Source organism: Streptomyces sp. R35, from assembly GCF_041053035.1.
GTDB classification, from domain to species: Bacteria; Actinomycetota; Actinomycetes; order Streptomycetales; family Streptomycetaceae; genus Streptomyces; species Streptomyces lutosisoli.
Map to the genome: position 1 here is coordinate 1,816,136 of NZ_CP163440.1, position 18,305 is coordinate 1,834,440.

General features: G+C 70.8%; 19 protein-coding genes. 9 read left to right on the forward strand and 10 right to left on the reverse strand.

Translation table 11 applies throughout. The features are described from left to right. Positions 1 to 85 precede the first annotated feature (85 nt). Positions 86 to 523, reverse strand: coding sequence for a DUF4442 domain-containing protein (locus tag AB5J50_RS08615; RefSeq protein WP_369265337.1), 438 nt, complete (start codon positions 521 to 523; stop codon positions 86 to 88). A gap of 85 nt (positions 524 to 608) precedes the next feature. On the opposite strand from AB5J50_RS08615, the gene AB5J50_RS08620 reads away from it, so the two are divergent. The 4 genes from AB5J50_RS08620 (at position 609) to AB5J50_RS08635 (ending at position 5,466) form a co-directional block, all read left to right on the forward strand. Continuing rightward, complete coding sequence (locus AB5J50_RS08620; RefSeq protein WP_369256448.1) at positions 609 to 1,598, forward strand: hypothetical protein; 990 nt, start codon at positions 609 to 611, stop codon at positions 1,596 to 1,598. Between the two features lie 65 nt (positions 1,599 to 1,663). Next, positions 1,664 to 2,716, forward strand: coding sequence for a hypothetical protein (locus tag AB5J50_RS08625; RefSeq protein WP_369256450.1), 1,053 nt, complete (start codon positions 1,664 to 1,666; stop codon positions 2,714 to 2,716). A 76-nt stretch (positions 2,717 to 2,792) separates the two neighbouring features. Next, positions 2,793 to 3,863, forward strand: coding sequence for a hypothetical protein (locus tag AB5J50_RS08630; RefSeq protein ID WP_369256452.1), 1,071 nt, complete (start codon positions 2,793 to 2,795; stop codon positions 3,861 to 3,863). Positions 3,864 to 4,095: 232 nt separating this feature from the next. Next, entirely contained in the window at positions 4,096 to 5,466 is a 1,371-nt protein-coding gene (locus AB5J50_RS08635; RefSeq protein ID WP_369256454.1) for an MFS transporter, read from the forward strand. On the opposite strand, the gene AB5J50_RS08640 is transcribed toward AB5J50_RS08635, so the two are convergent. From AB5J50_RS08640 to AB5J50_RS08655, 4 genes are all read right to left on the reverse strand, one after another. Further along, positions 5,428 to 6,273, reverse strand: coding sequence for a spermidine synthase (locus AB5J50_RS08640; protein WP_369256456.1), 846 nt, complete (start codon positions 6,271 to 6,273; stop codon positions 5,428 to 5,430). The two genes, AB5J50_RS08635 and AB5J50_RS08640, sit on opposite strands and share 39 nt — an antisense overlap. Positions 6,274 to 6,393: 120 nt before the next feature. Further along, on the reverse strand, positions 6,394 to 7,236 hold the full coding sequence (locus tag AB5J50_RS08645) for a patatin-like phospholipase family protein (protein WP_369256458.1): 843 nt from the start codon (positions 7,234 to 7,236) through the stop codon (positions 6,394 to 6,396). A gap of 114 nt (positions 7,237 to 7,350) precedes the next feature. Continuing rightward, positions 7,351 to 8,520, reverse strand: a complete 1,170-nt coding sequence (gene tuf, locus AB5J50_RS08650; protein WP_369256460.1) for an elongation factor Tu — start codon at positions 8,518 to 8,520, stop codon at positions 7,351 to 7,353. Between the two features lie 349 nt (positions 8,521 to 8,869). Continuing rightward, positions 8,870 to 9,604: a DNA alkylation repair protein gene (locus tag AB5J50_RS08655; RefSeq protein ID WP_369256462.1), complete on the reverse strand. Its 735-nt coding sequence runs from the start codon at positions 9,602 to 9,604 to the stop codon at positions 8,870 to 8,872. A 50-nt stretch (positions 9,605 to 9,654) separates the two neighbouring features. On the opposite strand from AB5J50_RS08655, the gene AB5J50_RS08660 reads away from it, so the two are divergent. Next, positions 9,655 to 10,485, forward strand: a complete 831-nt coding sequence (locus tag AB5J50_RS08660) for a TVP38/TMEM64 family protein (protein WP_369256464.1) — start codon at positions 9,655 to 9,657, stop codon at positions 10,483 to 10,485. 76 nt (positions 10,486 to 10,561) lie between these two features. On the opposite strand, the gene AB5J50_RS08665 is transcribed toward AB5J50_RS08660, so the two are convergent. After that, a complete protein-coding gene (locus AB5J50_RS08665) occupies positions 10,562 to 11,731 on the reverse strand; it encodes an acetyl-CoA C-acyltransferase (protein WP_369256466.1) in 1,170 nt (389 codons plus the stop codon). A gap of 102 nt (positions 11,732 to 11,833) precedes the next feature. On the opposite strand from AB5J50_RS08665, the gene AB5J50_RS08670 reads away from it, so the two are divergent. Beyond that, positions 11,834 to 12,295 carry a winged helix-turn-helix transcriptional regulator gene (locus AB5J50_RS08670; protein WP_369256468.1) on the forward strand — a complete coding sequence of 154 codons (462 nt, stop codon included), beginning with the start codon at positions 11,834 to 11,836 and terminating at the stop codon, positions 12,293 to 12,295. Between the two features lie 62 nt (positions 12,296 to 12,357). On the opposite strand, the gene AB5J50_RS08675 is transcribed toward AB5J50_RS08670, so the two are convergent. Genes AB5J50_RS08675 through AB5J50_RS08685 form a run of 3 tightly spaced genes read right to left on the reverse strand, consistent with a single transcriptional unit; the run spans position 12,358 to position 15,250 of the window. After that, complete coding sequence (locus tag AB5J50_RS08675; RefSeq protein ID WP_369265338.1) at positions 12,358 to 13,086, reverse strand: cupin domain-containing protein; 729 nt, start codon at positions 13,084 to 13,086, stop codon at positions 12,358 to 12,360. Next, entirely contained in the window at positions 13,080 to 14,021 is a 942-nt protein-coding gene (locus AB5J50_RS08680; protein ID WP_369256470.1) for a PmoA family protein, read from the reverse strand. The genes AB5J50_RS08675 and AB5J50_RS08680 overlap by 7 nt, the downstream gene beginning before the upstream one ends. Beyond that, positions 14,018 to 15,250: a Gfo/Idh/MocA family protein gene (locus AB5J50_RS08685; protein WP_369256472.1), complete on the reverse strand. Its 1,233-nt coding sequence runs from the start codon at positions 15,248 to 15,250 to the stop codon at positions 14,018 to 14,020. Before AB5J50_RS08685 ends, AB5J50_RS08680 begins: the two co-directional genes overlap by 4 nt. Before the next feature lie 379 nt (positions 15,251 to 15,629). Between AB5J50_RS08685 and AB5J50_RS08690 the strand changes: the two genes are divergently transcribed. Next, positions 15,630 to 16,505 (forward strand): undecaprenyl-diphosphate phosphatase, encoded by an 876-nt coding sequence (locus AB5J50_RS08690; protein WP_327427092.1) that lies wholly within the window; start codon positions 15,630 to 15,632, stop codon positions 16,503 to 16,505. Positions 16,506 to 16,574: 69 nt separating this feature from the next. On the opposite strand, the gene AB5J50_RS08695 is transcribed toward AB5J50_RS08690, so the two are convergent. Beyond that, positions 16,575 to 17,153: a carboxymuconolactone decarboxylase family protein gene (locus AB5J50_RS08695; RefSeq protein WP_369256474.1), complete on the reverse strand. Its 579-nt coding sequence runs from the start codon at positions 17,151 to 17,153 to the stop codon at positions 16,575 to 16,577. 209 nt (positions 17,154 to 17,362) lie between these two features. Here AB5J50_RS08695 and AB5J50_RS08700 point away from each other — a divergent pair, with 209 nt between their 5' ends. After that, on the forward strand, positions 17,363 to 17,638 hold the full coding sequence (locus tag AB5J50_RS08700) for a winged helix-turn-helix transcriptional regulator (RefSeq protein WP_369265339.1): 276 nt from the start codon (positions 17,363 to 17,365) through the stop codon (positions 17,636 to 17,638). Between the two features lie 113 nt (positions 17,639 to 17,751). Then, positions 17,752 to 18,231 (forward strand): DUF1877 domain-containing protein, encoded by a 480-nt coding sequence (locus AB5J50_RS08705; protein WP_369256476.1) that lies wholly within the window; start codon positions 17,752 to 17,754, stop codon positions 18,229 to 18,231. Positions 18,232 to 18,305 lie beyond the last annotated feature (74 nt).

The window sequence follows — 18,305 nt, forward strand, 5'->3', positions numbered from 1 at the left end:
AACCCCGTCGCATACCCCCGCCCCACGACAAAGGGCCCCGACCAGGTCGTACTCCCTGGTCAAGGCCCCGTGTCGGGCACTCGGCTCAGCTGTTCGGGCGCAGCGTCCAGACGACGGTCATCTCGCCGGTCACGGCACCGTCACCGCGCTGGATGGAGATGGCGACGGGGAACTCGGGGCGCTGACCGGCATCGAGCTCGGCGACGACCTCGGCGGCGGGGCGGCCGAGCGTCGCGGTGGCGGTGACAGGACCCATCGCGAGCTTCTTGTACGCGATGTCGGCGCTGACCGCGAGCGGTACGGCGCGCGACAGCTGGTCCCCGAACGCGGCGAGGACGATCGCCCCGCTCGCCGACTCCCCCAGCGTGAACATCGCTCCGGCGTGCGGCCCGCCGACGTGGTTGTGGAAGTCGCCCTGGTCCGGAAGCGCCACCACGGCCTTCTCCGGAGTGGTCTCCAGGAACTCGAGGTTCAGGGTCCGGGCCATCGGCACGGTGGCGGCGAGCATCTCGCCGATCGTCATCTGGTCTGCGCTCATGGCACCATGTTACCCGTGAGTAGCAATTCTTGACCAGCGCCCGCCGATGATCGTCGTATCGTTACGCCCCATGTGGCCAGGAGAGCAGCCGCCAGGGGGCGCGCAGAATCCGCAGCAGAACGTCGGGGGCGGGCGGCCGTACGGGGGCGGTGGGCAGCCGAATCCGTACCAGCAGCCGGGATATCAACAGCCCAACCCGTATCAGCAGCCGCCGGGGCCCTGGAACGCCCCGACGGTCGCGGCGGGCCCTGCGGCACCTCCGCCGACGGGCGGCGACGGCAACAGGACCAAGGTCATCGCGATCGTCGCGGCGACGGCCGTGGTGGTGGCCGCCTGTGTCACCGGATTCGTCCTGCTCGGCGGCGGCAAGGACGACAGGACCGACCCCGAGCCGACCAAGTCCCCGTCCCAGCAGTCGAGTCCGGCGAGCGATCCGCGGGGCACCGACGACGCCGAGAAGCCGACCGTGGCCGGCTGGAAGGCCGTCGTGAACCCCAAGCGCGGCATCGCCTTCGACGTGCCCGCGGAGTGGGGGCTCAAGTCGACCAGCTGGGTCACGTACGTCTCGAAGAACGACGACCCCGAGGACAAGCCCCTCATCGGTGTCGCGGCCCCCGCCCTCCTCAAGGAACAGTGGTGCGGCTCCGACGAGGACAAGGACGGCACCAAGGAGTACTCGATGCTCGCGGGCGCCGGAACCAAGGGCAACAACGGGGCGAAGAGCCCCGAGGAGGCCGCCCGCGCCGACGCGGCGATGTGGGTCTACGGCGCCTTCACCCAGCCCGACAAGAAGCTCGTCACGTCCACTGTCGTGGAGTCGTACACGACGAAGTCCGGCATCACGGGCAGCCTGGCGACCGCCTCGTCGTCGGGTGTGAAGAAAACGAAAAAGTGCGCCACCGACGGAAAGGCCACCGTCTTCTCCTTCAAGGACCCTTCGGGCGACATCGTGTCGTGGGAGTTCTTCGGCGCCAAGGGGGTGTCCGAGGAGGTATCGGACGCGACGGTGCGTCAAATCGTCGCCACCGTACGGCTCTTCAAGGCCCCCTCCGACTCCTGACCGGTACATGGCTGAAGATTCACGGTGACCGAAACGTGTCACAGGCGGCACTAGGGTTACTGCACATGTGGCCAGGACAGCAGCCGCCCGGGGGCGAGCAGAACCCGCAGGACCAGAACCCCTATCAGCAGCCGGGGTACCAGCAGCCGAATCCGTACCAGCAGCCGGGATATCAGCAGACCGGACAGCCGGGGCAGCCCGGGTACCAGCAGCCGGGGTATCAGCAGCCCGACGCGTACGGGCAGCAGCCCGGGCAAGGGCAGTGGGGCGCTCCCTCTCCCATGGGAGCGCCCGAGCCCCCGAGCGGTGGCGGGAACCGGACGAAGGTCATCGCGATCGTGGCGGCCACGGCCGTGGTCGTGGCCGCGGGTGTGACCGGCCTCCTGGTCCTCGGCGGGAGCAACGACGACAAGGCCGACGGCGGCAAGGACTCGAAGCCGTCGGTCAGCCCGTCGCAGGACCCGAGCGCGTCGGCCTCGGACGACAACCCGCGCGGCGGCGACGACGAGAAGCCGACCATCGCCGGCTGGAAGGTCGTCGTCAATCCCAAGTGGGGTACGGCGTTCGACGTTCCGGCGGACTGGGAGGTCGAGTCGCCGGGCACGTCGATCGGCTTCGAGAAGCACAACGCCAAGGCCGGCGACAAGCCCATCATCATGATGTCGGCGCCCGCCTACTTCAAGTCCAAGTGGTGCACGTCCGACGACGACAAGGACGGCACCACGGAGGACACCCCCCTCGGCGCGGTGGGCACCAAGGGCGCGAGCGGCGCCAAGAACGCCGACGAGGTCGCCGTGAACCAGGTGCCCTGGTGGGTGTACGGCGGCTACACACAGCCCGACAAGAAGAGCATCACCTTCGACAAGAAGGCCAAGCCGTACACGACGACGTCGGGCGTCGAGGGCAGCGTCGCCTGGGCCAGGTCCAAGAACACGCCCCAGAAGGGGAAGTGCGCGAGCGACGGCAAGGCCATCACGTTCGGATTCAAGAACTCGGCGGGCGACTACGTGGCGTGGAATCTGTACGGAGCCACCGGCGTGGACCAAGAGATCCCCGACGCGACCATCCTGAAGATCCTCAGCACCGTACGACTGCACGGGGATCCGACGTCGTCCTGAGCCAACTCCCCGGGTGCCCGGCCCTCTTGGGACCGCCTTGGCACCCGGGTCCCTGTCCCCTCTATCGTTACCGGCCATGTGGCCAGAACAGCAGCCGCCCGGGGGCGAGCAGAACCAGCAGGACCAGAACCCGTACCAGCAGCCGGGGTACCAGCAGCCGAATCCGTACCAGCAGCCCGGATATCAGCAGACCGCGCAGCCCGGTCAGCCCGGGCAGCCCGGGTACCAGCAGCCCAACCAGTACGGGCAGCCGCAGTGGGGAGCTCCGCCGGAGCCCCTCGGCGCGCCGCAAGCACCGGGCGTCGGTGGCGGTGGCGGTGGTGGTGGCGGTGGCGGCAACAAGACCAAGATCACCGCGATAGTCGCGGCCTCGGCCGTCGTGATCGCGGCGGGGGTCACGGGCTTCCTCGTCCTGGGTGGCGGCGGCAAGGACGACAACGCGGGCGGCGACCCGTCCAAGTCGCCCAAGGCGTCCGCCTCCACGTCGCCGAGCGCGAGCGGTGGTGACGACAACCCGCGCGGCGGCGACGAGGAGAAGGCGACGATCGCGGGCTGGAAGGTCGTGGTGAACCCGAAGTGGGGCACCGCCTTCGACGTTCCGGCGGACTGGGAGGTCAAGACTCCCGGTACCTTCATCGGCTTCGAGGACGACGAGAAGGGCGACGGCTCCTCACTGATCGGCATGTCCGCGCCCGCCTTCCTCAAAGAACAGTGGTGCACGTCCGACGACGACAAGGACGGGTACGAGAGCGACACGGCGCTGGCCGCCGCGGGCACCAAGGGCCAGAGCGGTGCCAAGAACACCGACGACCCCGCGCGCAACGACTCGGCGTGGTGGGTCTTCGGCGGCTACACCGACCAGAAGAGCGCCTCCAAGAAGCTGCTCACCATCGGCAAGCCCAAGCCGTACACGACGACGTCGGGCGTCGAGGGCAGCGTCGCGACGACGTACTCGTCCGGGGTCCCCAAGAAGGGCAAGTGCGACTCCGACGGCAAGGCGACCACGTTCGCCTTCAAGAACTCGGCGGGCGACATCGTGTCCTGGACCTTCTACGGCGCCAAGGGCGTGTCGGAGGAGGTGTCGGACGCGACCGTCCAGAAGATCCTCAGCACGGTACGGCTGCACGGTGATCCGACGGAGTCCTGAACGGCGTACGGCGGACTGAGCCGGGTACGGCGGGACGGAGCCGGGAACGGCGGACTGAGCCGGGTACGGCGCACAGGGGGCCGGCTACGGCGGTGGGATTTCCGCATCGCCACTCGCCACCTCCACCCACCGCTCCCCTCTTGCCTCTCGCCGCGCAAAGGGCCCCTGACCTGTGTCCGGTACTCGTAGAACTGGTTTGGCAAGTCGGGGCTCCGGCGGCGATAGTCGCTCGGTGACCTCTGCCGCCGACTTCCCGCGACGCTCGCGCCGCCCTTCCTGGGCGGGCCGGAACTACACCCTGCTGACCGCCGCCGCGGTCGTCACGAACCTGGGCAGCCAGGGCGCGCTGATCGCCGCGGCGTTCGCGGTACTCGACGCGGGCGGCGACGGAGGTGACGTCGGCCTGGTGGCGGCGGCGCGGACGCTGCCCTTGGTGCTCTTCCTGCTCATCGGGGGTGCGGTCGCGGACCGGCTGCCACGGCATCGCGTGATGGTCGCGGCCAACGTCCTCAACTGCGTGTCGCAGGCGGCGTTCGCGGTCCTGGTCATCGCCGGTGACGCACGGCTGTGGCAGATGATGCTGCTGTCCGCGCTCGGCGGCACGGGACAGGCGTTCTTCAACCCGGCGGCCGAGGGCATGCTGATGTCCTCGGTCGGCGGCGAGCAGGCGAGCCGCGCCTTCGCGATGTTCCGGATGGCGATGCAGGGCGCGGGCCTCGGCGGCGCGGCCCTCGGCGGGGCCCTGGTGGCCGTGATCGGGCCGGGTTGGGTGCTCGCCGCGGACGCGGTGGCGTTCGCGGTCGCGGGCGCGCTGCGTTCGTTCCTCGACGTCAGCCACATACCGCCGCGCGAACCCGGCGGCGGCCTACTCGCCGATCTCCGCGAAGGCTGGCGCGAGTTCATCGGGCGGCCGTGGCTGTGGACGATCGTCGCGCAGTTCTCCGTGGTGGTCGCGGTCGTCGGTGCCGCCGACGCGGTGTACGGTCCGCTGGTCGCCCGGGACAGCCTCGGCGGGCCGGGGCCGTGGGGGCTCGCCCTCGGCGCGTTCGGCGCCGGAACCGTCGGCGGCGCGCTGCTCATGACCCGCTGGAAGCCCCGTCGGCTCCTGCTCGCGGGCACCCTCTGCGTCTTCCCGCTCGCCGCCCCCGCCGCCGCGCTCGCGGTACCGGTGCCGGTGGGCCCCCTCTGCGCCGTCATGTTCGTCAGCGGTCTGGCGATCGAGGTGTTCGGCGTCTCGTGGATGACCGCGCTGCACCAGGAGATCCCCGAGGACAAGCTCTCGCGTGTCTCGGCGTACGACTGGTTCGGCTCGATCGCGATGGTCCCGCTGGCCACGGCCCTGGCGGGCCCGGCGGAGCAGGCGCTCGGGCGCACGACCGCGCTGTGGGGCTGCGCGACGCTGGTCGTCGTGGTCACGGCGGCGGTGCTGTGTGTGCCGGACGTACGGAATCTGACGCGGCGGACGAAGGCGCTGGCGCAGGGGGCGCCCGTGCCGGGCGCGTCGGCTGCGCGAGGTGGGGCGACCGGGCCGGGTGACTCGTCCGCGGCGGCTGTCGTGCCCGGGTCAGCCGATGCTGAAGGCTCCGTCGGGCGGCTCGGGTGAGGGGACCGCGTTCTCGTCGCGTACGGGTTCGGCGGCGCCGATGAACTCCCGCAGCGCGGGGCCGTGTTCGACCCGCGCCGGGAAGGCGTCCGAGGCGGTGCGGCGCGCGAGGGCGGCCGTGTCGAGGGGGCGGTGGGACGCCACGAGTACCGCGTTGCCGAAGCGACGGCCGCGCAGGACACCCGGTTCGGCGATGAGGGCCAGCTCCTCGAACACCGTCGAGAACGTGGCGAGTTGGGACCGGAGGAAGGCGAAGGGCGCGGCGTCGGCGAGGTTGGCCAGGTAGACACCGTCGGCGCGCAGCACGCGCTCGGCGGCACGCGCGTACGCGGTGGACGTCAGGTGCGCCGGTACGCGTGCGCCGCCGAAGACGTCCGCGATGAGGATGCCGGCGGAGTCGGCCGGGGCGGCTTCGAGCCAGGCTCGGGCGTCCGCGCCGTGCAGGGTGATGCCCGCGTCGTCGGGCACGGGCAGATACTCGCCGACCAGGGACAGCAGGCCCCGGTCGGCCTCGACCACGTTCTGCCGCGAACCGGGCCTGGTCGCGGCGACATAGCGGGGCAGGGTGAGCGCCCCTCCGCCGAGGTGCAGCACGTCCAGGGCCGTCTCCGGCTCCGCCACCGTGTCCAGCACATGGCCGAGCCTTCGCGCGTACTCGAACTCCAGATGCGTCGGCGCGTCCAGGTCGACGTACGACTGCGGCGCCCCGTCCACCGTCAGCAGCCAGGCCCGCTTCCGGTCGACGTCCGGCATCAGCTTGGCGGTCCCGTGATCCACGGCCCGTGTCACGGGTATCGGCTCGTCCACGGGTCCATTGTGCCGCTGTGCCGACCCTGCTTGTGTCTGGCCGCGGGTCGGAGGTGGCTGGTCGCGCAGTTCCCCGCGCCCCTTCGGGGCGCTGTAGCCAGGTCGGCTACAGGGGCGCTGTCAGCGCTGCCAGACCCCTGCGACCTCCTCGGCGTGAGCCACCGCCTGCGTCCGGCCGGCGTGGGCGGCGGCCGCTCTGACCCGGGGGTCCAGCGGGTTTCGGCCGAAGGCCTGCTTGGCGGCCCTGTCAGGGGTGACAACGGTGACCCGGGCACCCGCCTCGGCGAGCTTGCGGCCTTGGTCGGCGGCTGAGACGAGCGGGCCGCCGCCCGCACCGACGGGTGCCAGGACGACGACCTGTCCGTACCCGGCGGCGAGGTGGGCGTTGGCCGGTGAGTGGGTACCGCCGTCCATCCAGCGGCGGCCGTCGATGGTGACCGGCGGCCAGGCGCCCGGGACGGCGCAGCTCGCGGCCATGGCGTCCACGAGCTGCACTCCGCTGTCCTTGTCGAAGACGCGCAGCTCGCCGGTGGCCGTGTCGACGGCGGGCATGCGCAGCGGCCGTACCGGCCATTCGTGTGAGGCGAGCCGGCTCTCGATCGCGTAACGACGCGCCGCCTCGTCCTGGGTGCGGGCCGCCAGCGCCATCCGGCCGATCTTGCGGCCGTAGTCCTCGGGGGTGCGTGAGGTCAGCGTCGCCCAGGCGTAGCGGACGTAGGCGCCCGGGCCCAGGCGTCCGGCCGACTCGGCGCTCTGCGGCAGCAGCTGACGCTGGTAGAGCTCCAGCAGGGTCAGTCTGCCCGAGGCGAGTTGAGCGCCCACGGACGAGCCGGCCGACGTACCGATCACCACGTCGGCGTCGCTCAGATCAACGCCCGCTTCGAAGAGCCCGTACAGCATCCCGGCGAGCCAGCCGATCCCTCCGCTGCCCCCGCCGCCGAGCACAAGTGCCTTGTCCGCCATGGCTTTCCCCCTCCACGACTTTCGCCTGTGATCAGTCTCGCGCACGGCACTGACATCGGTACGAGCGGGTGCCCGCTCCCCTCGGAGCGGGCACCCGCGTCCTGCCCCCGGCCGTCAGCCGACCGAGGTCACCGTCCCGGCGCCGACCGTCCGGCCGCCCTCGCGGATCGCGAAGCCCAGACCGGGCTCCAGCGGCACCTCGCGGCCGAGCTCGACCGCCATGGTGACGGTGTCGCCGGGCCGGGCGACGGCCGTCTCACCGAGGTCGACGTCGCCGACCACGTCCGCGGTGCGGATGTAGAACTGCGGCCGGTACCCCGTGGAGACGGGGGTCGTACGACCGCCCTCGCGCGTCGACAGGACGTACACCCGCGCCGTGAAACGGCTACTGGGTACGACGCTGCCGGGCGCGGAGACGATGTGCCCGCGGCGGACGGCGTCGCGGGGCACTCCGCGCAGCAGCAGCGCCACGTTGTCCCCGGCCTGCGCTTCCTCCATGGGCTTGCCGAAGGTCTCCAGACCGGTGACCACCGTGTCGACGGCGGCACCGAGCACTTCGACGCGGTCGCCCACGCGGATGGTGCCGCGCTCGACAGCCCCGGTGACGACGGTCCCGCGCCCGGTGATCGTGAGCACGTTCTCCACCGGCAACAGGAACGGCGCGTCGAGATACCGCTCGGGCATCGGCACATACGTGTCCACCGCGTCGAGCAGCGCGTCGATCGCCGCGGTCCAACGGGGGTCCCCCTCAAGGGCCTTGAGACCGGACACCCGTACGACGGGTACGGAGTCGCCTCCGTAGCCGTGCGCGGACAGCAGTTCGCGGACCTCCAGCTCCACGAGGTCGGTGAGCTCCTCGTCGCCCGCGTCGGCCTTGTTGAGGGCGACGACGATGTGGTCGACACCCACCTGCCGGGCGAGCAGCACGTGTTCGGCGGTCTGCGGCATGATCCCGTCGAGCGCGGAGACCACGAGGATCGCCCCGTCGAGCTGGGCCGCGCCGGTGACCATGTTCTTGACGTAGTCGGCGTGGCCCGGCATGTCCACGTGCGCGTAGTGCCGGGTGTCGGTCTCGTACTCGACGTGCGCGATGTTGATGGTGATGCCGCGGGCGGCCTCCTCCGGGGCGCGGTCGATCCGGTCGAACGGGACGAAGGTGCCGGAGCCGCGCTCGGCGAGGACCTTGGTGATGGCGGCGGTCAGGGTGGTCTTGCCGTGGTCGACGTGACCCATCGTGCCGATGTTCAGGTGCGGTTTGGTGCGCACGTAAGCCGTCTTGGGCATGGCTGTACCTCGAAGCCTCTTCAGTGTCAGCGGAACTGAGTGATGGCCCCGGCGCATACGGGCCGGGACGGGGACCCCAAGGGACTTGCCGACCCTCCCCCTGCGGGGTCCGCCGGACGATCCGGGAAGGGTCAGCTTCGGGCGCCGTCGACGGCGGCCACGATGATCGGGACGGCAGCCTTCGGCGCATCCGCGACTGCGGATGCTGCGAGGAGGAAGGCGTACCGGAACATGAGGAGATCATTGCCCACGCGTCTGCCCGCGTCGAATGGTTTTCCGTGACCGCGAGCAGGGGTGTTTCGGGCGGTGCGGCGGGGGTTCAGGGTGCTGAAGGGACCTTCCTGGAACCTCAGGAGCCGATGTTCTTGAGCGCCTCGCGCACCGACAGCGGCGCGAGCCTCCCCCGCTCCCGGGCGACGAAGTCCCGTACGGCCTGCGGGTCCGTCTTCGCGTACTCGCGCAGACACCACCCGATCGCCTTCCTGATGAAGAAGTCGGGGTGTCCGGACTGCCGGACGCAGTATCCGAAGAGGCGTTCGGTGTCGGTGGCGTCCTTGTAGCGGAGCTGGTGGAGCAGGGCCGTACGCGCGACCCACAGGTCGTCGTCCTCGCTCCACGCGTCCATGTCGGTCTTCAGCTTCGGGTCGGCGGCCACCAGGCCTCCCACTACGTGGGAGGCGATTGCGTCGACGGTGTCCCACCAGGGGATCGTGCCGACGAGGTGGCGGGCCACGGGCAGGAAGCCCGACGACAGACGCCGCACATGGCGGTGCAGGTAGTCGACGGCGAAGTAGTGGTACTCACGCTCCGGCAGATCCCAGCAGCGCAGCGCGAGCGCGGTGCAGTCGGCCTCGTCGGGGCGGGCGGTGTCCTGGAGGACGGTCCGCGACAGGGCGCGGCGCTCGGGCGTGGTCAGGCCGAGGAAGGGCGCGATGTTCTTCATGTAGGCGCGCATCGACGCGGCCCGTTCCGGATCGGCGGCAGCGGCGTATGTGGTGGTGAGCCGTTCCAGCACCGTGTCCGCGAGGGCACTGTTCGGCACCTCGAACTGTGCACCCGACGTTCCGGAAGCTGTGACGCCCATGAGACGAACCATACGGCGATCACACACATTGGTCGGTTAGTGTCACCGGAATGCTCGATGCCACCACCCGCTCTGGGGGCACCGCCACGGCCACTCCCCGCGCCACAGCCATGGAGCTCGTCATCGCCTCTGACCTCGCCATCGCACCGGACCTCACCGTCGCGGCACACGCTGCCGACGCCTTGGAGGCCGCCGCCGCTCCCGTGAGCCTGGCCACCCGGTGCACGAGAGTCCTGCTGTCGCCCTGGTCGCGGCTCTCCCTGCTCGTGGTGCTGCTCGCGGCGGCCGCGTCGAGCGTGCTGCTCTTCGAACCGCAGCGACTGCTCGCCGACGGCTGGCCGCCGCAGCTCGGCGGCGCCGCGGCGGCCGTCGCCTTCGCCGTGGCGTACGGGCTGTGCACGGTCGCGTTCGTGCCCCGGCCGCTGCTCAACCTCGCGGCGGGCGCCCTCTTCGGCTCCGAACTGGGCCTGGGCACCGCGCTCGCGGGCACGGTGCTCGGCGCCGGTGTCGCCTTCGGGCTCGGCCGGATCCTCGGGCAGGACGCGCTGCGCCCGCTGCTGCGCGCCCGCTGGCTAAAGGCGGCGGACGGACAGCTCAGCCGCCATGGCTTCCGCTCGATGATGGTGGCCCGGCTGTTCCCCGGGGTGCCGTTCTGGGCCGCCAACTACTGCGCGGCCGTCTCCCGTATGGGCTGGCTGCCCTTCCTCGTCGCGACGGCGCTCGGCTCCATCCCGAACACCGCCGCGTACGCCGTCGCCGGCGCCCGTGCCTCGTCGCCGACGTCGCCCGCCTTCCTGATCGCGATGGGCTTCATCGCCGTACCGGCGCTGGTCGGAACGGTGGTGGCCTGGCGCAAGCGCCACCACCTGCGCGGTCACTGAGGCACTGGGCTGCCCCGAAGCACAACACCGCCCTGAAGCGGTACGCCGCCTCGAAGGACTGCACCGCCTCTCAGCACTACACCGCTTCCAGCACCATCGCGTTGGCGAGCCCGCCCGCCTCGCACATCGTCTGCAGCGCGTAGCGGGCTCCGCGGGCCCGCATCGCGTGCACGAGGGTGGTCGTCAGACGGGTGCCGCTCGCGCCGAGCGGGTGGCCGATCGCGATCGCTCCGCCGTGCACATTGACCTTGGACAGATCGGCGCCCGTCTCCTGCTGCCAGGCGAGGACGACGGCCGCGAAGGCCTCGTTCACCTCGAAGAGGTCGATGTCGCCGATGGTCAGGCCGGCCTTGCGCAGCACCTTCTCGGTGGCCGGGATGACGCCGGTGAGCATCAGCAGCGGGTCGGAGCCGGTGACGGCGAAGCTGTGCAGCCGGGCGATGGGGCGCAGTCCGAGGCGGGCCGCGGTCTCGCTCGACGTGATGAGGACGGCGGAGGCGCCGTCGTTGATGGGGCTCGCGTTGCCCGCCGTGACGGACCAGTCGATCTGCGGGAAGCGTTCGCCGAAGGTGGCGTCGTAGTAGGCGGGCTTGAGCCCGGCGAGTATCTCCGTGGTGCTGGCGGGTCGGACGCACTCGTCGCGGGTCACCCCCTCCAGGGGCGCGACCTCGGCCTCGAACAGACCGTTACTCCAGGCCGCGGCCGCCTTCTGGTGCGAGCCGACCGCGAAGGTGTCCATCTCCTCGCGCGAGATGCCCCACTTGGCGGCGATGAGTTCCGCGCTGATGCCCTGCGGCACCAGGCCTTCCGGGTAGCGCTCGGCGACCCCGGGCCCGAAGGGGTCCTTGCCCGCCGGCACGTTCGACCACATCGGTACGCGGCTCATCGACTCCACTCCGCAGGCGACGACCATGTCGTACGCGCCCGACATGACGCCCTGCGCGGCGAAGTGCACGGCCTGCTGGGACGAGCCGCACTGGCGGTCCACCGTGGTCGCGGGCACCGTCTCGGGGAATCCCGCGGAGAGCACGGCGTACCGGGTGGTGTTCATGGCCTGCTCGCCGACCTGATCGACGGTGCCGCCGATGACGTCGTCGATCAGCGCGGGGTCGATGCCGGAGCGCTCGACGAGGGTGCGCAGCGTATGGGCGAGGAGTTCTACGGGGTGGACATGGGCGAGGGAGCCGTTCGGCTTGCCCTTGCCGACGGGGGTGCGTACGGCTTCGACGATCACGGCGTCACGCATGTTTGATCTCCAAACTCACTGAGTTTGCTTTCCAAACCCGCTAAGTGACTCAAGAGTAACTCAGTGGGTTGGAACAACCAACCCACCCCGTAGACTGATGGCATGAAGGACGCCCGCCCTTGCTCGATCGCCGACACGCTCGCCCTCGTCGGCGAGAAGTACTCCCTGCTGGTGCTGCGCGAGGTGTCGCTCGGCGCCACACGCTTCGACCAGCTGGTACGCAACATCGGCGCCCCGCGCGACGTGCTGACGGCACGGCTCAAGCGGCTCGTCGACGCCGGCGTACTGAAGAAGGTGGAGTACAGCGACCGCCCCAAGCGCTACGAGTACCGGCCCACGCAGGCCGGGCTGGAGCTGGAGCCGGTCCTGATGACGCTCATGGCGTGGGGCGACCGGCATCTCCAGGAGGGCGGCTTCCGCCCGATGGTGCTGGAGCACATCTGCGGCAATGAGCTGGTACCGCAGGTCGTCTGCAGGGAGTGCGGCAAGGAGGTCGAGCACGACGACCTGACCGCCCATCCGCAGTCCCCGGGCTGGACGGCGACGGGACCCGCTGCGGCGTAGCCGTCAGCGACCGTCTTCACCGGTACGCACCGAAGCGACCGAAGCGACCGAAGCGGCACTCCCTAGACAGTGCCCTTGTAGACGTCGAGCCGCCCGCACATCCCGAACTTGCCGTACGCGGACGGCTGCTCCGCCCGAACGACGGCATCGCCGAGGTGGGACGTGTCGCCCCGCTCCAGCCGGTCGAGCTGGTCCCCCGTGGCCGAGGCGGCCGCCTCGGCGCCGCGCCGCCATCGTTCGCGCCACTCGGCGAGGCGGGGCCGCACCAGCGCGGCGGCTGCCCGGTGGAACGCGGCGAGCGGCTCGGGCCCGTCCGCGGCGCGCAGCGCCCGGTAGCCCTCCAGGGCGAGGTCGCGCCGGGCCCGGGCAATTCGCGCCTGCTCCTCCTCGGACACGTCCGCCGGGATCACGGTCGCAGCCGCGTACGTCTCCGGGTCCTTCAGGTACTCCGGAGGCAGCGTGAGGACCGCGTCGCCCGCCTCCGGCAGACCGTTGTTCTGCATGAGGACGGTGATGCGCAGGTCGTCCTCGTTGACGAGCCGGTGGATCGCGCCGGGCGTGAACCACGCGACGGTACCGGGCACGAGCGGTGTGACCTCGTACCCGGACGTCGTCAGTGTCTGAACGGCACCGCGCCCGCCGGTGACGACGTACGCCTCCGAACAGGTCAGGTGCAGATGGGGAGTTCCGCCGGACACGCCGTCGGCCGCCGGCCAGTCGTACACGCACAGGTGCGAGACGGCGACCGCTCCCGGAAGTCCGGTGAACCCGGTGACGGGGTCGCTCACCAGGGATGCGCCTCCAGATACTTGGTGACCTCCGCGCGCTCCCAGGCCCCCTCGGCGACGACCACCCGGTAGCGGCGGGTGAGGGTGTCGCCGGGCGCGAGTTCCAGTTCGTCGTAGAAGGCGAGCGACGGGGCGACGGCGGCGAAGGGTTCGTTGCGGACGAACCAGTGGGCCGGGTGCGCGCCTCGGGAGCCGGAGTGGTCGTTCTCGGGGGCGTGCGCGAAGACGAGGGTCGCGTGTCCGTCGGAGCCGTCGTGCTCCCCCGAGTACGCGAGCCACGATGCCTGCCGCCCCATGAGCTCGGGTCCTTCGGAGTCGGGCCCGATCACCCGTCCGTCCCTGAAGGCGCGCGGTCCGCGCCAGAACAGGCCCGTGTAACCCGCCATCTCCCGCCCCGCGGTGGTGGGGCTGCCGAAGCGCAGCGGCTCGTCGCGGCGGTTGGTGACCGCGGTGGTCCAGGTCAGCGCCCAGGAGCCGGCGTCGGGATCGACGTCGTGCACCTCGATGCGGCGCACCTCGTCGGCCCACAGATCACCGCCGTACGGGTGCCACGTGAGGCGCTCGGCGATGACCGCGCGGCCATCGGACGAGGTGACCTCGTCGAAGGTGACGTGCGCCATCGATCCGACGCGCTCTGGGAGTTCGAGATATCCCTTTCCGTGGACGTATGTGTTGCCGCCCCACAGGTTCTGGCCGGAGAGGTGGGAGGCCGTCATCTGGAGGCCCTTGTGCCAGCGGTGGTCGTTGGGCCGGTAGTCCGTGACGACGTTGTTCGCCAGTGTCCGGAGCGGATGCAGATACGGCTTCGGGGACTCCCAGGCGGCCTCGGTCCGGTAGACGTAGCTCAACAGCTCGACGCCGGTGGCGACTTCACTGATCGTGATGCGCTCGCCATGTGTGTGAACGACCCGCAGACCGCCGCCCGACGACGTACTCATGCCGGCACCTCCTGGCCCGCGGCGGACGCGGACACCTGGGGGACCACGGCGGACCCCTCGGCGACCGCGGGCGCCCAGCCCGGCGCACCCCCGTGCAGCGCCGCGTAGTACGGATCCCCCGGGCCGATCTCCCCCGCCCGCACGGTCGTGTCCGTGAACGCCGACTTGTAGAGCGCGGTGATCAGCTCCAGGCTGGTCCGCCCGTCGGCGCCGCTGCTGCGCGGCCGCTCGCCCGCGCGCATGCTCGCGACCAGCTCCCGCAGCTGCGCGAGGTGCGAACTCGGCACGTCCGCGCCGAAGTCCCGCCAGGCCGCGGCCTCGGCGTCCGGCACGTCCGGTGCCGGGGTGATGCGCCAGTTGCCGTTGCTGTGCCCGTACAGATGGGTGAGCTCGACGGTGGCACGCTCGCAGTCGATGCGGATACGGCTCACCTCGTCCGGGCTCAGGACACTGTTGACCACGGTGGCCATCGCGCCGCTCGCGAAGCGGACGAGGGCGGTCGAGACGTCCTCCGTCTCCACGTCGTGCACCAGACGTCCGGCCATCGCCCGCACCTCGCTCCACGGCCCGAGCAGGTCGAGCAGCAGATCCATCTGATGGATGCCGTGCCCCATCGCGGGCCCGCCGCCCTCGGTCGCCCAGCGTCCGCGCCAGGGCACGGCGTAGTAGTCGGCGTTGCGGTACCAGGTGGTCTGGCAGTGCGCGACCAGCGGACGTCCCATGGCCCGCTCGGCGATCAGCCGCCGTACGTGTCGCGCGCCCGAGCCGAAGCGGTGCTGGAAGACGATCGAGGCGTACGGGCCCCCGTCCGTCCCCTCCTCCGCCTCGACGGCGTCGAAGTCGGCGAGCGTCGGTACGGGCGGCTTCTCGCACCAGACCCAGGCGCCGGCGCGCAGCGCGGCGACGGTCTGCTCGCGGTGCAGGGTCGGCGGGGTGCAGATGGCGACCAGGTCGGGCCGCTGCTCTTCGAGCATCCGGTCCAGATCGGTGTACGCGTGCGGGATGCCCGCCTCGGCACAGAACTCCCGGACCGCGCCCTCGGCGATGTCGACCGCGGCGACGATCTCCGTCTCGCCCTCCTCGGCCAGCCGCGCGAGCGCCGGATAGTGGCTTCCGCGCGCGATGGCGCCGGCGCCGATGATGGCGGCCTTGATACGGCGGCCGTCGAACGGGTCCACCGGACGGTTCGGGGAGGTCTCGGGGCTGCTTGCGGTGCGGGATGTGCTCATGTACGTGATCAGCGCTCCACCGGACGTGACGTCAGACGTTGGCCAACGCATGATGACACCGAGCGGACCCTGGCGGCAGCAAGCGCTTTCTCCTCCACTGCAACGTATGCGGCGCTCCAGCGGCCGGTCAACACCCCGGTCACACGATGGACAACGTTGCCTCGCACCCGGGGGCGCGATCACCCTCGTACGCCTGCTCGCGCCCGCTCGTACGCCCCTTCACGCCCGCTCGCGCGCCTGCTCGTACGCCTGCGAAACCCCTATGGCCGGGCTGTCACAGGGGGGCGCTACGCTGCCACCAACACCCGTGATCACCGCCGCCGGCGGCACGGCGTGCCCGTCGTCCCTCCCACGATCAGCACTTGGACCACGTAACTTCATGTCTTGGTTTGAATCCCTCATCCTCGGACTTGTCCAGGGGCTGACCGAGTTCCTTCCCGTCTCCTCCAGCGCGCATCTGCGGCTGACCGCCGCCTTCGCGGGCTGGGAGGACCCGGGCGCCGCGTTCACCGCGATCACGCAGCTCGGTACGGAGGCCGCGGTACTGATCTACTTCCGCAAGGACGTCGGACGGATTCTCTCGGCGTGGTTCCGCTCACTCACGAACAAGGCGATGCGCGGGAACCACGACGCACAGATGGGCTGGCTCGTGATCGTCGGCTCGATTCCGATCGGCGTGCTCGGAGTGACGCTCAAGGACCAGATCGAGGGGCCGTTCCGCGATCTGCGGATCACCGCGACCATGCTGATCGTGATGGGCATCGTCATAGGCGTCGCCGACCGGCTCGCGGCGCGCGACGAGACGGGCGGGAAGCACCGGGCGGCCAAGCAGCGCAAGACACTTGAGGACCTGAACGTCAAGGACGGCCTGCTCTACGGCGCCTGCCAGGCGATGGCGCTGGTCCCCGGCGTGTCCCGGTCGGGCGCGACCATCAGCGGCGGTCTGTTCATGGGCTACACGCGCGAGGCGGCGGCCCGTTACTCCTTCCTCCTCGCCATGCCGGCCGTCCTCGCCTCCGGCACCTTCGAACTCAAGGACGCGGCGGCGGAAGGCAATGTCTCCTGGGGCCCGACGATCTTCGCCACGATCATCGCGTTCGCCGTCGGTTACGCCGTCATCGCATGGTTCATGAAGTTCATCTCCCACAAGAGCTTCATGCCGTTCGTCTGGTACCGGATCGCGCTCGGCATCGTCATCATCGCGCTGGTCGCGACGGGCGGACTGAGCCCGCACGCGGCGGAGTCTGCGGGCTGACGGCTGACGCCGCACAGTCGGCGGGACGACGGCTGACGCGCCGGGCATCCCCGACACCCTTCACACCCTTCATACCGCTGGCACCCCTGGCGTCTCCGGCAGGGCGAGCGCCCAGGGTTCCTCCTCGATCCGCGCCCCGTTGGCGACGTACGCGATCGTCCGGTACCAGCCCGCGAGGACCAGCAGCTCCAGGACCTCCTGTTCGTCGAGATGCTCGCGCAGCCCGCTCCACACCGCGTCGCTCACGCGCGCGGTGGCGTGGAGTTCGTCGACGGCCCTGAGCAGGGCGGTCTGCCGAGCGGACCAGGCAGGGTCGTCGGGTGTACCGGTCGCGGTGAGGGCGACCTGTTCCGGGGTGAGACCGGCCGTCTCCGCGTACGTCGCCATGTGGACGCCCCACTCGTACGCGCACCCGGAGCGGGCGGCGACGCGGGCGATCACCAACTCGCGGTCGGCGTCGCCCAGTCGGCCATGGACCAGCAGGCCCGCACCCAACGCCCGCATGCGCGAGGCCAGTTCGGGACAGCGCTCCAGGACCTTGAACAGCATGAGGGGCTCACGCGCGACGCCGGGCGGCATCCACCGGTGCAAGGCACGGTCAGTCTCGGGCTCGTAGGGCGGCGTGACGCCGTCGATGCGCTGATTCATGTCCCGCAGCCTTGCGCTTCGGAAATCGAAGCGCAAGGGTGAGGGGTGAGCAACTGCCATGGGGAGGTATTCACTTGGGCACGATCCCCGAGCCGGAGCGGACCGCCACCGACAGCGGTGCGACGGATCACACCGCCCCCGACAACCCGGCGCCGGGCACCCCCGCCCCCGGCCGCCCGGTGCGCGGTTCGGTCACCGGTCGTCCCGTCATGGCCGCCCTGGACCTCCTCGGCCGGCGCTGGACGCTGCGCGTCATCTGGGAACTGCACCGCGGCGGCGCCCCGATCGGCTTCCGCGACCTCCAGCGCCGTTGCGACGGCATGTCCTCCAGCGTGCTGTCCACCCGTCTCGGCGAACTCCGCGAGGCGGGCATCGCCGGGTCGACGGCCCAGTCGGCCTGGCATCTCACCCCGCTGGGCGACGACTTGGTGACCGCGATGGGGCCCCTGCTGGACTGGTCCCACGCCTGGGCCGCGAGACAGTGACACCCTGCCGACGCCGCGAAAGCCGAGCGACAGCACTCCTCCGGCCTGGCCATACTCCCCTCCATGTCCTTGACCCAGCAGTTCGCCCGTGTCTCCCCCGAGTACCTGGCACGGTGCCGCGAGACGGCCCTCGACTCGCCTGGCGCGCCGACCCCGGTTGGGACCCTCCGTCCGAGGACCTCCTCGACGCCGACTGGACGTTGTGGGGCCTCACTTGGTACTGCCGCAAGACAGCCGCCCACTCGCGTCCGGCCTCGCGGCTGCTCGACATACTCGACCGCGCGTTGTCCAGTGATCCCGGAGGCGACATCGGCTTCCTCGACCACGACGACGTGTACGACGGCATCACCGATCCGCCGAGGCTGCTGGCACCCGCCGCGGTCGGCGAGATCGCCGGCGCGCTCCTCGACGTGGACATCGACCAAGTCCTCACGGATCTGCCGGAGTTCCCGGAAGCGGCGGCCTCCGTCATCGGATTCGAGGGGTTCCGCGGCAACGTACGGGACTACCTGATCGAGCACTTCCTCGCGCTGCGCACCTTCTTCCTCGGCGCCCAACTGCGCGGTCACTGTGTCGTCGTATGGATCGACTGAGCCCGGTCCCCGTCGGCCGTGACGAACCACATACGGCATGAGTAGCCGACTGGTAGCGCAGTGTCAGTCCTTGC

Excerpts from the sequence above, each read along its gene's own strand:
- AB5J50_RS08615 (WP_369265337.1), bottom strand. The coding sequence starts at position 523 with ATGACGATCGGCGAGATGCTCGCCGCCACCGTGCCGATGGCCCGGACC.
- AB5J50_RS08620 (WP_369256448.1), top strand. The coding sequence starts at position 609 with ATGTGGCCAGGAGAGCAGCCGCCAGGGGGCGCGCAGAATCCGCAGCAG.
- AB5J50_RS08625 (WP_369256450.1), top strand. The coding sequence starts at position 1,664 with ATGTGGCCAGGACAGCAGCCGCCCGGGGGCGAGCAGAACCCGCAGGAC.
- AB5J50_RS08630 (WP_369256452.1), top strand. The coding sequence starts at position 2,793 with ATGTGGCCAGAACAGCAGCCGCCCGGGGGCGAGCAGAACCAGCAGGAC.
- AB5J50_RS08645 (WP_369256458.1), bottom strand. The coding sequence starts at position 7,236 with ATGGCGGACAAGGCACTTGTGCTCGGCGGCGGGGGCAGCGGAGGGATC.
- tuf (WP_369256460.1), bottom strand. The coding sequence starts at position 8,520 with ATGCCCAAGACGGCTTACGTGCGCACCAAACCGCACCTGAACATCGGC.
- AB5J50_RS08655 (WP_369256462.1), bottom strand. The coding sequence starts at position 9,604 with ATGGGCGTCACAGCTTCCGGAACGTCGGGTGCACAGTTCGAGGTGCCG.
- AB5J50_RS08660 (WP_369256464.1), top strand. The coding sequence starts at position 9,655 with ATGCTCGATGCCACCACCCGCTCTGGGGGCACCGCCACGGCCACTCCC.
- AB5J50_RS08665 (WP_369256466.1), bottom strand. The coding sequence starts at position 11,731 with ATGCGTGACGCCGTGATCGTCGAAGCCGTACGCACCCCCGTCGGCAAG.
- AB5J50_RS08670 (WP_369256468.1), top strand. The coding sequence starts at position 11,834 with ATGAAGGACGCCCGCCCTTGCTCGATCGCCGACACGCTCGCCCTCGTC.
- AB5J50_RS08680 (WP_369256470.1), bottom strand. The coding sequence starts at position 14,021 with ATGAGTACGTCGTCGGGCGGCGGTCTGCGGGTCGTTCACACACATGGC.
- AB5J50_RS08685 (WP_369256472.1), bottom strand. The coding sequence starts at position 15,250 with ATGAGCACATCCCGCACCGCAAGCAGCCCCGAGACCTCCCCGAACCGT.
- AB5J50_RS08690 (WP_327427092.1), top strand. The coding sequence starts at position 15,630 with ATGTCTTGGTTTGAATCCCTCATCCTCGGACTTGTCCAGGGGCTGACC.
- AB5J50_RS08695 (WP_369256474.1), bottom strand. The coding sequence starts at position 17,153 with ATGAATCAGCGCATCGACGGCGTCACGCCGCCCTACGAGCCCGAGACT.
- AB5J50_RS08700 (WP_369265339.1), top strand. The coding sequence starts at position 17,363 with ATGGCCGCCCTGGACCTCCTCGGCCGGCGCTGGACGCTGCGCGTCATC.